14 protein-coding genes are annotated in these 13,956 nt (G+C 69.6%); all 14 read left to right on the forward strand.

Translation table 11 applies throughout. The features are described from left to right. The 14 genes from ACRY_RS17240 to prsR all read left to right on the forward strand — a co-directional run bounded on the left by ACRY_RS17240 (nucleotide 1) and on the right by prsR (nucleotide 13,878). Entirely contained in the window at nucleotides 1–1,188 is a 1,188-nt protein-coding gene (locus tag ACRY_RS17240; RefSeq protein WP_012040431.1) for a cytochrome b, read from the forward strand. Next, nucleotides 1,188–1,919 carry a cytochrome c1 gene (locus ACRY_RS17245; RefSeq protein WP_007424672.1) on the forward strand — a complete coding sequence of 244 codons (732 nt, stop codon included), beginning with the start codon at nucleotides 1,188–1,190 and terminating at the stop codon, nucleotides 1,917–1,919. Before ACRY_RS17240 ends, ACRY_RS17245 begins: the two co-directional genes overlap by 1 nt. Continuing rightward, nucleotides 1,916–2,809 carry an S-methyl-5'-thioadenosine phosphorylase gene (locus tag ACRY_RS17250; protein ID WP_007424673.1) on the forward strand — a complete coding sequence of 298 codons (894 nt, stop codon included), beginning with the start codon at nucleotides 1,916–1,918 and terminating at the stop codon, nucleotides 2,807–2,809. Before ACRY_RS17245 ends, ACRY_RS17250 begins: the two co-directional genes overlap by 4 nt. A gap of 143 nt (nucleotides 2,810–2,952) precedes the next feature. Then, entirely contained in the window at nucleotides 2,953–3,600 is a 648-nt protein-coding gene (locus ACRY_RS17255; RefSeq protein WP_012040432.1) for a peroxiredoxin, read from the forward strand. Nucleotides 3,601–3,764: 164 nt separating this feature from the next. Beyond that, nucleotides 3,765–4,547: a phosphate ABC transporter ATP-binding protein PstB gene (gene pstB / locus ACRY_RS17260; RefSeq protein WP_035188080.1), complete on the forward strand. Its 783-nt coding sequence runs from the start codon at nucleotides 3,765–3,767 to the stop codon at nucleotides 4,545–4,547. 11 nt (nucleotides 4,548–4,558) lie between these two features. Then, entirely contained in the window at nucleotides 4,559–5,278 is a 720-nt protein-coding gene (phoU, locus tag ACRY_RS17265; RefSeq protein ID WP_007424676.1) for a phosphate signaling complex protein PhoU, read from the forward strand. Between the two features lie 14 nt (nucleotides 5,279–5,292). After that, nucleotides 5,293–6,003 (forward strand): phosphate regulon transcriptional regulator PhoB, encoded by a 711-nt coding sequence (phoB, locus tag ACRY_RS17270; RefSeq protein ID WP_007424677.1) that lies wholly within the window; start codon nucleotides 5,293–5,295, stop codon nucleotides 6,001–6,003. 129 nt (nucleotides 6,004–6,132) lie between these two features. Then, nucleotides 6,133–6,339, forward strand: coding sequence for a DUF3311 domain-containing protein (locus tag ACRY_RS17275; protein ID WP_007424678.1), 207 nt, complete (start codon nucleotides 6,133–6,135; stop codon nucleotides 6,337–6,339). Beyond that, a complete protein-coding gene (locus tag ACRY_RS17280; RefSeq protein ID WP_007424679.1) occupies nucleotides 6,336–7,796 on the forward strand; it encodes a sodium:solute symporter family protein in 1,461 nt (486 codons plus the stop codon). The genes ACRY_RS17275 and ACRY_RS17280 overlap by 4 nt, the downstream gene beginning before the upstream one ends. Nucleotides 7,797–7,852: 56 nt before the next feature. Next, complete coding sequence (locus tag ACRY_RS17285) at nucleotides 7,853–8,590, forward strand: YoaK family protein (protein ID WP_012040434.1); 738 nt, start codon at nucleotides 7,853–7,855, stop codon at nucleotides 8,588–8,590. A 95-nt stretch (nucleotides 8,591–8,685) separates the two neighbouring features. Next, a complete protein-coding gene (locus ACRY_RS17290; protein WP_012040435.1) occupies nucleotides 8,686–9,255 on the forward strand; it encodes a hypothetical protein in 570 nt (189 codons plus the stop codon). A gap of 406 nt (nucleotides 9,256–9,661) precedes the next feature. Next, nucleotides 9,662–10,393: a sugar transferase gene (locus ACRY_RS17295; RefSeq protein ID WP_035185091.1), complete on the forward strand. Its 732-nt coding sequence runs from the start codon at nucleotides 9,662–9,664 to the stop codon at nucleotides 10,391–10,393. Nucleotides 10,394–10,409: 16 nt separating this feature from the next. Further along, nucleotides 10,410–12,467 carry an XrtA/PEP-CTERM system histidine kinase PrsK gene (gene prsK / locus ACRY_RS17300; protein WP_043509261.1) on the forward strand — a complete coding sequence of 686 codons (2,058 nt, stop codon included), beginning with the start codon at nucleotides 10,410–10,412 and terminating at the stop codon, nucleotides 12,465–12,467. Beyond that, entirely contained in the window at nucleotides 12,460–13,878 is a 1,419-nt protein-coding gene (gene prsR, locus ACRY_RS17305; RefSeq protein ID WP_007423615.1) for a PEP-CTERM-box response regulator transcription factor, read from the forward strand. Before prsK ends, prsR begins: the two co-directional genes overlap by 8 nt. The last annotated feature ends 78 nt before the right edge of the window (nucleotides 13,879–13,956 follow it).

Here is a 13,956-nt window from a genome sequence, read left to right on the forward strand (position 1 = left end):
ATGAGCACCGACACGAAACCCGGCTGGTTCGAGGCCCGCCTGCCGCTCTGCGCCGTCTATCGCCGCCACTGGAGCGATGGTCTGGTCCCCGCCAGCCAGCCGCTCTCCTGGTCGGTCGGCCCGCTGGTCGGCGTCGCCCTCGCGGTGCTGACGCTCTCGGGCATCTGGCTCGGCCTCGCCTACCAGCCGAGCCTGTCCGGCGCCGCGCTGTCGATCGCCGACTACACCCGCAACGTCCCCTATGGCTGGCTGATCCGCGACCTGCACCGCGTCGGCACCACCATGCTGTTCGGCGTGCTGTTCGTCGAGCTGTTCCGCGGCGCCTTCTACGGCACCTACCGCAACGGCCGCGAACTCGCCTGGGTCATCGGGATCGTCCGCCTCTTCGCCTGCATGGCGGTCGGCTTCCTCGGCTTCGCGATGACCGGCAGCCCCGCCGCCCAGGGCGCGCTGCTGATCATGCAGGCGCATCTCGCGGCACTTCCGCTGGTCGGCCATCTCGTCGGCCCCGCCTTTCTCGGCGGCGCCGGGCTCAATGCCGCCACCGGCCCGCGCATCGCGATGGCGCATGAGGCGATCGGCTTCCTCGTCCTGCTGATCGCCGCCCTCACCGTGGTCGCCTCGCGCGCCGCGCCGCCCGCCAACCCCGACGGCATCGCCACCCCCGACCCGCGCGACCTGCTGCCCCGTTCCGCCCTGGCCGGCCAGTATTTCACCGCCTTCCTGATCTTCGCGCTGATCTTCGCCGCCATCCTCGCCTTCGCCCCCGGCCTCGGCACGCCGAAAACCCCGCTCCTGCCGGCGGCGCTGGCCATCCCGGTGCGGGTCACCCCGCCCTGGTACCTGCTGGTCTTCCACGGCTTCGCCCGCATGGGCGGCTCGCCCGGCGGCGGCCTGCTGCTCACCGTCGCGGCCTTCCTGCTGCTCGGCGCGCTGCCCTGGCTCGATCGCGGCACGGTGGCGAGCGGCCGCTACCGCCCGGTCTATGCCGGCTTCCTGATCCTGCTCGCGGTCGATCTCGTCCTCCTCGGCATCGCCGCCAGCGAGCCCGCGCGCGGCCTCTGGCCCGCGGTGACCGACATCACCGCGATCTACGCCTTCGCCCATTTCCTCATCATCACGCCGCTGGTCACCATGCTGGAAACCCCGCACGAGGTGCCGGCGCGGCTTTCGCGGAGGACCGCCTGATGCGGCGCCTGCTTGCCACCTGCCTCACCGCCGGGGCGCTTCTCGCCGCCGGCCCGGCCCTCGCCAGCGGCAACGGCTTCGGCTTCGACTCGCTGTTCGGCGGCTACAGCCAGGCCGCGCTGCAGACCGGCTTCGCCGTCTACCGCGCCGACTGCGCGAGCTGCCACGGGCTCAGCCTCGTGCACTACCGCGATCTCGGCGGCATCGGCCTTTCCGAGAAGGACATCGCGGCGATCACCGCGCAGATCAGCCAGCCGGACGGCACCGACGCCCACGGCAAGCCGCATATGGTCAAGGCCACGCCGGACGACGCCATCACCTGGTCCTACCCCGATGCGAAGGCCGCGATCGCCGCCAATCACGGCGCCCTGCCGCCGGACCTCTCGCTGTTCGAGGCCGGCCATCCGCGCGGCGCCGCCTATGTCCAGTCGCTGCTGCTCGGCTACCGCAAGGCCCCGCCGAACCTGACCCTGCTGCCGAACCACTATTACAACGTCGCCTTCCCCGGCGGGCAGATCGCGATGCCCCCGGCGCTGAAGCCCGGCTCCGTCACGCTGGCCGACGGCAAGCAGCCCGACGCGGCGCAGATGGCGCACGACGTCGCCGAATTCCTCGCCTGGACCGCCGATCCCAAGCTGGAGGACCGCAAGGTCAGCGGCCTCGGCGCCATCCTCTTCCTGCTCGTCCTCGGCGGGCTCGGCGCCGTCGTCTTCCGCCGGCGGCGCGCATGAGCGCGGCCGAACCCCGCCGCCCGGTCATCGGCGTCATCGGCGGCTCCGGCCTCTATGACATCGAGGGGATCGAGGACAAACGCTGGGAGCGCGTCGCCACGCCGTGGGGCGAGGCGTCGGACGAGCTGATGTTCGGCACGCTCGAAGGCGTGTCGGTGGTGTTCCTGCCGCGCCACGGCCGCGGCCACAAGCTCTCGCCGACCGACCTCAACTACCGCGCCAATATCGACGCGCTGAAACGTGCCGGCGTGACCGACATCCTGTCGATGTCCGCCGTCGGCAGCCTGCGCGAGGATCTGCCGCCCGGCCATTTCGTCATCGTCGACCAGTTCATCGACCGCACCTTCGCCCGCGCGAAAAGCTTCTTCGGCGCCGGCTGCGTCGCCCATGTCTCGATGGCCGAGCCGGTCTGCGCCCGGCTGGGCGACGCGCTGGAACGCTCCGCCCGCGCGCTCGACCTGCCGGTGACCCGCGGCGGCACCTATCTCGCGATGGAAGGCCCGCAATTCTCGACGAAGGCGGAAAGCCATCTCTACCGCGCCTGGGGCTGCTCGGTGATCGGCATGACCAACATGCCCGAGGCCAAGCTCGCCCGCGAGGCCGAGCTCTGCTACGCGACCGTCGCGATGGTCACCGACTACGACTGCTGGCACGAGGATCACGAGGCGGTCACGGTCGAGCAGGTGGTCAAGGTGCTGCTCGGCAATGCCGACCGCGCCCGCGCCCTGGTCCGCGCCGTCGTCCCCGGCCTCGGCGCCGCCCGCCCCGCCTGCACCGCCGGCTGCGACCACGCGCTCGACCACGCGCTGATCACCGCCCCCGCCGCGCGCGACCCCGATCTGGTGGCACGGCTCGACGCCGTCGCCGGCCGCGTCCTCGCCGGCGGCTGACCGCCGCGGTTGGCCATCCCCCCAAAGGGCGAGGGCCGCGCGTTTTGCGCTCCGCCGCGTCCGGTCCTATGTGTCGGGCACGCCGCCGGCCGTCCGGGCCGCGCGGCGTCGCCCTTTGCCATCAGCGATGGAGGATCACCAGCATGGCTCTTCAACTCGGCCAGATCGCGCCGGATTTCGAACAGGACAGCTCCGAGGGGCGCCTGAAGTTCCACGAGTATCTCGGCTCGTCCTGGGGCATCCTGTTCAGCCACCCGAAGGATTTCACCCCGGTCTGCACCACCGAGCTGGCCGAGGCCGCGCGCCTGATGCCGGAGTGGAAGAAGCGCAACGTCAAGCCCGTCGGCCTCTCGGTCGACACTGGCGAGAACCACAAGGGCTGGGCCGCCGACATCGAGGAAACCCAGGGCCAGACGCTCAATTTCCCGGTCATCGCCGATCATGACCGCAAGGTCTCCACCCTCTACGACATGATCCACCCCGCGGCCGACCCGACGGTGACGGTCCGCTCGGTCTTCATCATCGACCCGCAGAAGAAGATCCGCCTGATCATGACCTACCCGCCGGCGACGGGCCGCAACTTCGCGGAAATCCTCCGCGTGATCGACGCCCTCCAGCTGACCGACGGCTACAAGGTCGCCACCCCGGTCAACTGGACCGACGGCAAGGACGTGATCATCGTCCCCTCGCTCTCCGACGAGGAGGCGAAGCAGCGCTTCCCCGAGGGTTTCCGCACGCTCAAGCCCTATCTGCGGATGGTGAAGCAGCCGAAGCTCCCCTCGGCGAGCTGAGCCGCGGCCGCTGTCATGAAAGCTTCATGAGACTGTCACAATGGTTGCATGATAGTCCGCTACTGCCATCCGGCGATGCCGCCGGCGCGTCCCGCGGTCCGCAAGGGCCGCGGGCGGCGTTTTGAGGAACAGGTCATTTGGTGATGCCCGACGCAGCTGCCCGCATGAAGTCCGAAGTCGTGGAGCCGGCGATGGAACCCCGCGTCTCGATCCGCAATCTCGACTTCTATTACGGCGCGACCCAGGCCCTGAAATCGGTCTCGATCGACTTCCCCGACCGCCAGACCACGGCGATGATCGGCCCCTCCGGCTGCGGCAAGTCCACCCTGCTGCGCGTGCTCAACCGGATGTACGACCTCTATCCCGGCCAGCGCGCCGAGGGCGAGGTGATCCTCGACGGCGAGAACATCCTCGACCCGAGGACCGACATCAACCGCCTGCGCCGCCGCGTCGGCATGGTGTTCCAGAAACCCACGCCCTTCCCGAAATCGATCTACGAGAACATCGCCTTCGGCGTCCGCCTGCACGAGCGCCTCTCGCGCAGCGCGATGGACGAGCGGGTGGAATCCGCCCTGCACAAGGCGGCGCTGTGGAACGAGGTGAAGGACAAGCTGCACGCCTCGGCCAACGCGCTCTCCGGCGGCCAGCAGCAGCGCCTGTGCATCGCCCGCAGCATCGCGGTCAGCCCGCAGGTCCTCCTGCTCGACGAGCCGACCTCCGCCCTCGACCCGATCTCGACGCTGCGCATCGAGGAGCTGATCGACGAGCTGAAGCGCGACTTCACCATCGTCATCGTCACCCACAACATGCAGCAGGCCGGCCGCTGCGCCGACCGCGTCGCCTTCTTCTATCTCGGCGAGCTCATCGAGGTCTCCGACGCGACGCAGATGTTCACCGCCCCGCGCGAGCGGCGCACCCAGGAATACATCACCGGCCGGTTCGGCTGAGGAGCACGGCCATGCCCGAAGACAGCAAGCACATCCTGAGCAGTTTCGAGGCCGATCTCGCCCGCCTGCGCGACATGATCGCGGCGATGGGCGGCCTGGTCGAGACCGAGCTCGCCGATGCCGTCACCGCCCTTCTCACCCATGACAGCGCGATCGCCGCCCGCGTCGTCGAGATGGACGCGAAGGTCGATGCCGACGAACGCGCGATCGAGCAGTTCGCCGTCCGCGTCCTCGCCCTGCGCCAGCCCGTCGCCGACGATCTCCGCCAGGTCGTCGCCGCGCTGAAGGTCACCACCGACATCGAGCGCATCGGCGACTATGCGGCGAACGTCGCCAAGCGCACCCTGGTGCTCAACCAGGCCGGCTCCACCTGGCCGCTCGCCAGCCTCTCGCAGATGGCCCGCCTCGTGCAGGAAAGCCTCAAATCCACGATCGACGCGATCGGCGAGGCCGATCCGGTGAAGGCGATCTCGGTCTGGCGCGCCGACCAGATGATCGACGATCTCTACACCACGATCTTCCGCGAGCTGATCACCTACATGATGGAAGATCCGCGCAACATCACCGCCTGCACGCATCTTCTCTTCATCGCCAAGAATCTCGAGCGCATCGGCGACCACGCGACCAACATCGCCGAGCTGACCTACTACGCCGCCACCGGCCAGACCCTGCCCGATGCGCGGCCCAAGGGCGACCTTTCGGCCAGCCCCGGGGCGGGCGCCGCTTCCTGAGGAGAGACAACGCGATGAACGAGGCGGCGAAGCCGTTTGTGCTGGTGGTCGAGGACGAGGCCCCGCTGGTCACCCTGCTGCGCTACAATCTCGAGAAGTCCGGCTTCCGCGTCGACGAGGCCGGCGATGGCGGCGAGGCGCTCGGCCGCATCAACGAGGCGATGCCCGATCTCGTCCTGCTGGACTGGATGCTGCCCACCATGTCCGGCATCGAGGTCTGCCGCCAGCTCCGCCGCAAGCCCTCCACCCGCCATCTGCCGGTGATCATGCTCACCGCCCGCGCCGAGGACCAGGACACCGTCCGCGGCCTCGAAACCGGGGCCGACGACTACATCACCAAGCCCTTCTCGCCCGAGGCGCTGATCGCCCGCATCCGCGCCCTGCTGCGCCGCAGCGGCACCGCCCCGGCCAGGGCGCCGCTGGTCTTCCACGATCTCGAGCTCGACCCCACCACCCACCGCGTCACCCGCGGCGGCCGCGTCCTGCATCTCGGCCCCACCGAATTCCGCCTGCTCGAATTCTTCATGCGCCACCCCCGCCGCGTCTTCTCGCGCGAGGACGTGCTGAACGCCGTCTGGGGGCGGGACATCCATGTCGAGCCCCGCACGGTGGACGTCCACATCCGCCGCCTGCGCAAGTCCATCAACGCCGAGACCGACATCGATCTCGTCCGCACCGTCCGCGCCGCCGGCTACGCGCTCGACCTCGACGCCGTCGAGGCCTGACCGCCGCGGCGCCCCGCGCGCCCGCGCCGCCGCTCCCTGCGCCTTCGCGATAAAAAGCTTGCGGCGCGCCCTCCGCCTGCGCCAGACTGCGCGCGGAGACGCCGTCGCACAATAAACAAGGGAGCAACCATGAAACCCATCCACTGGATCGCGGCATTGCCGTGCATCGTGATGCTGCTCGGCCCCGTGCTGCACAACGAGGTCGATCCCCTCATCCTCGGCATGCCCTTTCCCCTCGGCTGGATCACCGTCTGGATCCTGATCACCGCGGTGGTCATGGCCCTCGTCTACGCGCTCGATCCCGCCAACCGCGACGGCGCGGGGGCCGGCCGATGAGCATCGCCCTCGTTCTTCTCGCCCTGTCCGCCGTCTTCGCCCTCGTGCTCGGCGTCGTCGCCCGCACCGGCCACGAGATGGGCCTCGAGCAATGGACGGTCGGCAACCGCGGCTTCGGCGCCATCCTCGTCTTCCTGCTGCTCGCCGGCGAAATCTACACCACCTTCACCTTCCTCGGCGCCTCCGGCTTCGCCTACGGCCAGGGCGCGCCGGCCTATTACATCCTCGCCTACGGCACCATCGCCTACGTGATTGGCTATTTCATGCTCCCGCCGGTCTGGCGCTACGCGAAGCAGCACCACCTCGTCTCCCAGCCCGACTTCTTCGCCCACAAATACGACAGCCCCTCGCTCGGCGTCGTCGTCTCCCTGGTCGATATCGTCGCGCTGATCCCCTATCTCGTCCTCCAGCTCACCGGCCTCGGCATCATCGTCACCGCCGCCAGCTACGGCGCGATCCCGGACTGGATCTCGGTCCTCATCGGCGCCGTCGTCGTCACCGTCTATGTCATCATCTCCGGCGTGCGCGGCTCCGCCTGGACAGCCGTCGCCAAGGACCTGATGATCCTCGCCGTCGTCCTCTTCCTCGGCCTCTGGCTGCCGGCGCATCTCTATGGCGGCATCGGCCCGATGTTCACGCAAATCGCCAAGGCCAAGCCCGGCTTCCTCGTCTTCGCCGCGCACGGCACCTCGGTCTGGTGGTTCGTCTCCACCGTGCTGCTGACCGCGCTCGGCTTCTTCATGTGGCCGCATTCCTTCGCCAGCTGCTACACCGCGCGCGAGGAGAAGGTGTTCCGCAAGAACGCGATGGTGCTGCCGCTCTACCAGCTGATCCTGCTCTTCGTGTATTTCGTCGGCTTCGCGGCGGTGCTGAAGGTTCCCGGCCTCAAGGGCGCGGCGACCAACCTCGCCCTCTTCAAGATCGTCACCGCGACGCTGCCGCCCTGGGTGGTCGGCGTGGTCGGCGCCGCCGGCGTCCTCACCGCCCTCGTCCCCGGCTCGATGATCACGATGACGGCCGCCACCCTGCTCTCGCGCAACATCTACGGCGCCTTCAACCGCGACGCCTCGGACGACCAGGTCGTCTTCCTCGCCAAATGCCTGGTCCCGGTGGTGATGGCGGTGGCGGTCTATTTCACCCTGACCGGCAACTCCACCATCGTGACCCTGCTGCTGGTCGGCTACAGCTTCGTCACCCAGATGTTCCCCGCCCTGATCGCGAGCCTCTTCCCCCGCTCCGGCGTCACCCGGCAGGGGGCGATGGCCGGCATCGTCGTCGGTGTGGCGGTCGCCGCCTGGCTGACCTTCAGCCACGCCTCGGTCGGCAAGCTGCTGCCCTTCCTGCCCGGCCCGCTGAAGGACTTCAATGTCGGCATCATCGCGCTGATCGCCAACATCGTCGTCCTCTTCGCCGTCAGCGCGGTCACCCGCAGCGCCGCGACGGCGCCGGCGGAATAGCGTCGCGTCCCTCGCGGCAATGGTCCATGACGGGTCCTCCCCAGGATAATCCCGTCATGGACCACGCCAACGCCACCTTCCTCACCGCGGCCGATCTCACCCTCGCCGCCCTCGCCTTCGCCTCGGGCAGCGCGGACATCTTCGCCTTCCTGAAATTCCACGACGTCTTCACCTCGGCGATGACCGGCAACACCGCGCTGCTCGGCCTCGCGCTGGGGCAGGGGCACGTCCTCGCCGCCCAGCGCTCGCTCGCCGCGCTGCTCGGCTACTGCTCCGGCAGCGTCGCCGGCACCATCCTGAACGATGCCGCCGCCCGGTTCCGCCGCGCCCTCCGGCTGCGCCTGCTCATCGGCGCCGAAGCCGCCTTCCTCGCCGCGGTCCTCGTCCTCTGGGCGGTGGCGCGGCATCCCGTCTTCGGCCCGCACCTCTATGTCCTCATCGTCGCCGGCGCCTTCGCCATGGGCATGCAGAGCATCGCCGCCAAGGAAATCAACCTCCCCGGCATCAACACCGTCGTCGTCACCAACACCCTGACCCTGGTGATGAGCGCCGTCGGCGCCGCCCTGCGCCGCAGCCTCCGCCACCGCCGGCCGGACCTCTCGCCCTTCACGCCCATCACCCTCCGCCAGTCCGGCATGCTGGGCGTCTACCTCGCCGGCGCCGCCCTGTCCGGCTTCCTCGCCGAATCCCTGTCCCGGGCCATCGCCATCCCCGCCCTCGCCGCGGCGCTGCTCGCCTTCGCCACCGCCGGCCGCTTCCGCGAAAGGCCCCGCGCCGTGCTGCCCGGCGCGTGAGGGTGCCCGGCCGCGCCCCCGTCCCACCGCGCCCTATCCCGCCCCGGCGCGAGGCGCCTTGCCCACCCCCGCCCGTTCGTGTTTCAAACGGGGTGATGAGCACAACTGACGACATCGCCGCGCGCCTCGCCCGCATCGTCGCCGGGCTCGTCGACCTCGTCGCCGCGAAGGGCCTCGCGCGCGGCCTCGGCGGCCCGTTCATCATCCTGATCGCGACCCGCCTCAACCGCCTCGTCGCCCGCTTCGCCGCGTCCGCGCAGGCGGCGGTAAAGCCGCGCCGCGGCGCGAAACCGCGCCCGGCGCGCGCGCATGTCCCCTCGCCACTGCCCCGCCGCTTCGCCTGGCTGCTGCGCGTCCTGCCCGGCACCGGCGCCGCCGCCTCGCAGCTGCGCCACCTGCTCGACGATCCGGACATGACCGCCTTGATCGAATCGCGCCCGGCCACCGGCCGCGCCCTGCGCCCGCTCTGCCATCTGCTCGGCATCCGCCCGCCACCCGCCCTGCGCCGCAAGGTTGCGCTCCGCGCCCCGTTGTCGCCCCGGCCCCGCGCCCGGCCCGCGCCGCCGCCCGCGCCTTCGCCGCTCCTCCCGCGCCGCCGCCTCGCGCGGCCGCCCGGCAACCGCGCCTGTCCGCTCCACCCGGACCTCCGCCTCGACACCGGCTGATCCGGCGCGGCGGCACGCCGCGTCGCGACCGGCGGATGATCCGGAAACGGGTTGGGAGAGGCTATTCTGCCGCGATTCGGGCAGCCTTACGTTTACGTCATCTAAAAAATGCGAATCGTTGAACTAAAAGATACAACAAGATAAATTTAAGATTATTTGCGTAAATTGATGCAAATCATGAAAAATTATTAATTGGATTCCATCATATTTTGTAGACATTTTGCATGCGAATCGACATAACAAACTGTTTTTGTGGCATAATGTCAAGCGCGGTCGATATCTCCGTTTTGAGAACTTCGTTTGCCTATTAGATAAAATTGAGTTAATAAAGCGCCACTGGATAACATTGCTTCACATTAGGCGTTTCGATCCGCCTTTTAGATTTATCGCATATTTGAGAGGTTGCATGATGATCGTCGATCCGAAGCATCGGTTTCCGCTGGTCCGCTTCATGCCTTATGGCGATCAGCTTGCAGAACTGCCGCATTTCGCCTCGCCGGTCACCCGCGCCCCTGCCGCGCCCGACCTGCAGATCCGGCGGGAGGGGCGCCTGGCCCGCGCCTCCCGCCGGGTCTTCGACGTCACGATGAGCCTCGTCATGGCGGTCTTTCTCGCCCCCGTCATGCTTCTCGCCGCCCTCGCCATCGCCATCGACAGTCCCGGCCCGGTCTTCTACCGCCAGACCCGCGTCGGCCTGAACGGCCGGCCGTTCCGCATCACCAAGTTCCGCAGCATGCGCCGCGACGCCGAGGGAGCGGGCGTCGCCGTCTGGGCCGCGACCGAGGATCCGCGCATCACCGCGGTCGGCCGCATCCTGCGCAAATACCGGATCGACGAGCTGCCCCAGTTCTTCGACGTCCTGCGCGGCGACATGAGCATCATCGGCCCGCGCCCCGAGCGCCCCGAGTTCGTCGCGATCCTGCGCGAGTCGATCCCGGACTACGATTTGCGCCACGCGGTGAAACCGGGCATTACCGGTCTCGCTCAAGTGCGCTATGCTTACGGCGCCTCGGTCGAGGATGCGCGGATCAAGCACATCTATGACACCGAGTACCTCAGGAAGAGGTCGTTCCTGCTCGATGGAAAAATTCTGATCGAAACCGTTTCGGTCGTATTGTTTGGCAAGGGCGCACGGTGACGGCCTGCGTGGGCATGTGAACGAATCCGGACTCGGCGCCGCCGGCATCGCCGTCGGCCTGGCCTATCTCGCTCTCTCGGTCTTCGTGATTCTCGCCCGGCTGCCGCGGCAGGACCGGCTGAACCTGCCGCCGGTCGCCTGGCCGCTCTGGCGCCGCACCCGCCTGCCGATGACGCTCGCCGCCGTGGCGACCGGCGCCTTCGCCGTCGCCTCGAGCCTGCTTCCGCCCGGCTCGGCCGTGGCCTCCGGCACCTGGATGGCGGCGCTGCTCGGCTGGACCGGCGCGGTCGTCATCCTCGATGCGGTCTCCCGCGGCAAGAGGCTGCGCGAGCTGCCGGCCCTCCAGCGCGGCCTGCTGACCGCGCTCGTCGTCGTCTTCGCCGCGGTGACGCTGACGCGGGCGCTCGCACCGGCGCTGGGCGCGGCCATCGCCATCGAGGCCCAGGTCGTCTTCGCCATCGCCATGCTGGTGCTGCTGGAAAACGTCATGCGCAACGCCGAGCGCGAGATCCTCTGGCATGTCAGCCTGCCCGGCGTCGCCACCGGCGGCCTCGCGCTGGTCAGCCTGCTTCTCTACGCGGCGGTGATCCTGCAGCACCGCTTCAGCCCGCCGCTGATCGGCGCGAGGCTCGCCCTGCTGGTCATGGTCCTGCCGCTCTTCGCCGCCGGCGCGATGCGCGCGATCCGCTGGCGGCCGCGCCGGCTGCACCTCTCGCGGGAGGCGGCGTTCTACTCCGCCAGCCTGATCCTCGGCGGCTCGTTCATGATCGTGCTCGGCATCGTCGCCGAACTCGTGCGCGATTACGGCACCGGCCTCGCCGGGGTCATCGAATGGGCCATCATGTTCGCCGGCCTGCTGGTGCTCGCGATCGTGGCGAGTTCCGGCTCGGCGCGCTCCCGCCTCATGGTCGCGCTCAGCCGCCATTTCGCGGCGGCGCCGTACGACTACCGCCAGGAATGGCTGCGCAGCATCGCGACGCTGTCCGCCGATGGCGGGGTCAGCGTCGCCCAGCGGGCGATCAAGGCGCTGGCCGACACGGCGGATTCCCCCAGCGGCATCCTGCTCACGCACGACCGGCAGGCCGCCAGGCTCCGCTACAGCGAGGGGTGGAACACCGCGCTCGAAATCCCGGCCATTCCGGCGGGGACCGACCTGTTCCGCCGATGCTGCGAACGCACGGTCGTCGAACTCGACCCCGAGGGCGTGACCGCGCCGTTCTGGCTCGCCGTCGCCCTGCCCGATCCGCGCGCGAGCGGCCCGCTCGGCGTGGTGCTGCTCGGCCGGCCGCGCGTCGCGCAGCCGTTGCACCGCGAGATGGCGGCGCTGCTCACCGTGGTCGCCGGCGAGATCTCGCTGGTGATGGCGGAGCGGCAGGCCGCGGAAGCCCTGGCCGTCGCCCGCCGCTTCGAGGAAGCCGGCAAGCGCTTCGCCTTCGTCGCGCACGACATCAAGAACATCGCCAACCAGCTCGGGCTGCTGCTCGACAACTCCCAGCGCCACATGGCCGACCCGGAATTCCAGGCCGACCTGATCGGCACGGTCCGCGATTCGGTCGACAAGATCCGCGCGATGATCCGCCGCCTCGATCCGTCGGCCGCCGACCGGGCCGGCCGGCTCGACGTCGGCGCCCGCCTGCGGCATCTGCTCGCCCATCGCGGCAGGGTGGTGCTCGACGAGGGAGACGGTCACTCGATCGTCGCCATCGACCCGATCACGTTCGACATGATCGTCAACCATTTGCTGGACAATGCCCTGGAGGCCGGCACGGCGGCGCAGACCGTCATCGTCGCCCTGTCGCACGAGCCCGGCCGGGTGACGATCCGGGTCATCGACCAGGGCCGCGGGATGAGCGCGCATTTCGTGCGCGAGCGCCTGTTCAGGCCCTTCGCCTCGACCAAGGCCGCCGGCTTCGGGATCGGCGCCTTCCAGACGCGCGAACTGATCCTGCAGGCCGGCGGATCGCTCGACGTGGAGAGCGAGGAAGCGGCCGGCACCACCATGACGATCCGCCTGCCGACGGTCCACGAACCGGCGGCGGAACGCCTCGAAACGGCCGGCATCGATCATGAGTGAGCCCACCGTCCCCGAGCCGAGCCTGCTGATCGTCGAGGACGATCCGGGCCTGCGCCGGCAATATCGCTGGGCGTTCCCCGGCCGCACCGTCCTCGTCGCGGGCGACCGCGACCAGGCCATCGACCAGGCGCGCCGGGCGCGGCCCGAGGTGGCCATCATCGATCTCGGACTGCCGCCCGACCCCGACGGCATCAGCGAGGGGCTGGCCATTCTCGATGCGCTGTTCCGCGAGCTTCCGGCGATCAAGGTGATCGTGGCGACCGGCAACGGCCGCCGCGAGAACGCGCTGCTGGCGATCGGGCGCGGCGCCCACGACTTCTTCGAAAAGCCGGTCGATATCGAGATCCTGCGGATCATCGTCGACCGCGCCTTCCGGCTGGCCGCGCTGGAGCGGGAGAACCGCCGCCTCAGCAACATGGTGGGGCCGAGCCCGCTGCCGCGCGTCATCGCCGGCTCCGAGACCATGCTCAAGACCTGCCGGACGATCGAGAAGCTCGCGCCGGCGACCGCGCCGGTCCTGCTGCTGGGCGAAAGCGGCACCGGCAAGGAGATCCTCGCCCGGGCGCTGCACGATCTCGGCCCCCGCGCGGACGGCCCCTTCATCGCGATCAATTGCGGCGCGATCCCCGAGCCCCTGCTGGAGTCCGAGCTGTTCGGGCACGAGAAGGGCGCCTTCACCGGCGCCATCAAGCAGACGCCGGGCCGGATCGAACTGGCCCAGGGCGGCACGCTCTTCCTCGATGAAATCGGCGACCTGCCGCTCGCCCTGCAGGTCAAGCTGCTGCGCTTCCTGCAGGAGGGCGTGATCGAGCGGGTGGGCGGGCGGCGCCCGATCCCGATCGACGCGCGGATCGTGTCCGCGACCCATCAGGATCTCGACGGGCTGGTCGCCGCCGGCCGGTTCCGGCTCGATCTGCTGTTCCGCCTGAATATCGTCAGCGTCAGGATCCCGCCGCTGCGCGAGCGCGGCGGCGACGCGGTCCTGCTGGCGCGCTTCTTTCTCCGGCGCTTCGCCCAGGACCAGAACCGTCAGGGACTCGCCTTCTCCGAAGCGGCGATCGCCGCGCTGATGCGGCATGGCTGGCCGGGCAACGTGCGCGAGCTGGAAAACCGGGTGCGCCGCGCCGTCATCATGGCCGAAGGCCAGCAGATCGAGGCGGCCGACCTCGACCTGGCGGACGGCGCGCTCGCGCCGCTGCCGGACCTGCGCTCGGCGCGCCGCGAGGCGGAGCGTGAAGCCGTCCAGCTCGCGCTGGCCCGGGCCGACGGCTCGATGGTCGCCGCGGCGAAGCTGCTCGGCATCAGCCGTCCCACCCTGTACGCGCTGATCGACAGCCTGGGCCTGAGCGATGACGTCAGGGCGGACCGCGCCGCCGACGCCGCCGACCCGTCCGGACCCGACGAGCCATGACCGCGCCATCGACGGTCAGGCCTGAACGCAATGCCGCACATGAACGCGAGAAGGGGCGCGCGATGATGAAACCAGCGT

The sequence above is a fragment of the Acidiphilium cryptum JF-5 genome, from assembly GCF_000016725.1.
GTDB lineage: Bacteria > Pseudomonadota > Alphaproteobacteria > Acetobacterales > Acetobacteraceae > Acidiphilium > Acidiphilium multivorum.

What these genes read in the sequence shown, in the direction of transcription:
- ACRY_RS17295 (WP_035185091.1), top strand. Translation starts at nt 9,662, where the DNA reads ATGATGATCGTCGATCCGAAGCATCGGTTTCCGCTGGTCCGCTTCATG.
- ACRY_RS17275 (WP_007424678.1), top strand. Translation starts at nt 6,133, where the DNA reads ATGAAACCCATCCACTGGATCGCGGCATTGCCGTGCATCGTGATGCTG.
- ACRY_RS17255 (WP_012040432.1), top strand. Translation starts at nt 2,953, where the DNA reads ATGGCTCTTCAACTCGGCCAGATCGCGCCGGATTTCGAACAGGACAGC.
- phoU (WP_007424676.1), top strand. Translation starts at nt 4,559, where the DNA reads ATGCCCGAAGACAGCAAGCACATCCTGAGCAGTTTCGAGGCCGATCTC.
- ACRY_RS17240 (WP_012040431.1), top strand. Translation starts at nt 1, where the DNA reads ATGAGCACCGACACGAAACCCGGCTGGTTCGAGGCCCGCCTGCCGCTC.
- ACRY_RS17245 (WP_007424672.1), top strand. Translation starts at nt 1,188, where the DNA reads ATGCGGCGCCTGCTTGCCACCTGCCTCACCGCCGGGGCGCTTCTCGCC.
- pstB (WP_035188080.1), top strand. Translation starts at nt 3,765, where the DNA reads ATGAAGTCCGAAGTCGTGGAGCCGGCGATGGAACCCCGCGTCTCGATC.
- ACRY_RS17290 (WP_012040435.1), top strand. Translation starts at nt 8,686, where the DNA reads ATGAGCACAACTGACGACATCGCCGCGCGCCTCGCCCGCATCGTCGCC.
- ACRY_RS17285 (WP_012040434.1), top strand. Translation starts at nt 7,853, where the DNA reads ATGGACCACGCCAACGCCACCTTCCTCACCGCGGCCGATCTCACCCTC.
- ACRY_RS17250 (WP_007424673.1), top strand. Translation starts at nt 1,916, where the DNA reads ATGAGCGCGGCCGAACCCCGCCGCCCGGTCATCGGCGTCATCGGCGGC.
- ACRY_RS17280 (WP_007424679.1), top strand. Translation starts at nt 6,336, where the DNA reads ATGAGCATCGCCCTCGTTCTTCTCGCCCTGTCCGCCGTCTTCGCCCTC.
- phoB (WP_007424677.1), top strand. Translation starts at nt 5,293, where the DNA reads ATGAACGAGGCGGCGAAGCCGTTTGTGCTGGTGGTCGAGGACGAGGCC.
- prsR (WP_007423615.1), top strand. Translation starts at nt 12,460, where the DNA reads ATGAGTGAGCCCACCGTCCCCGAGCCGAGCCTGCTGATCGTCGAGGAC.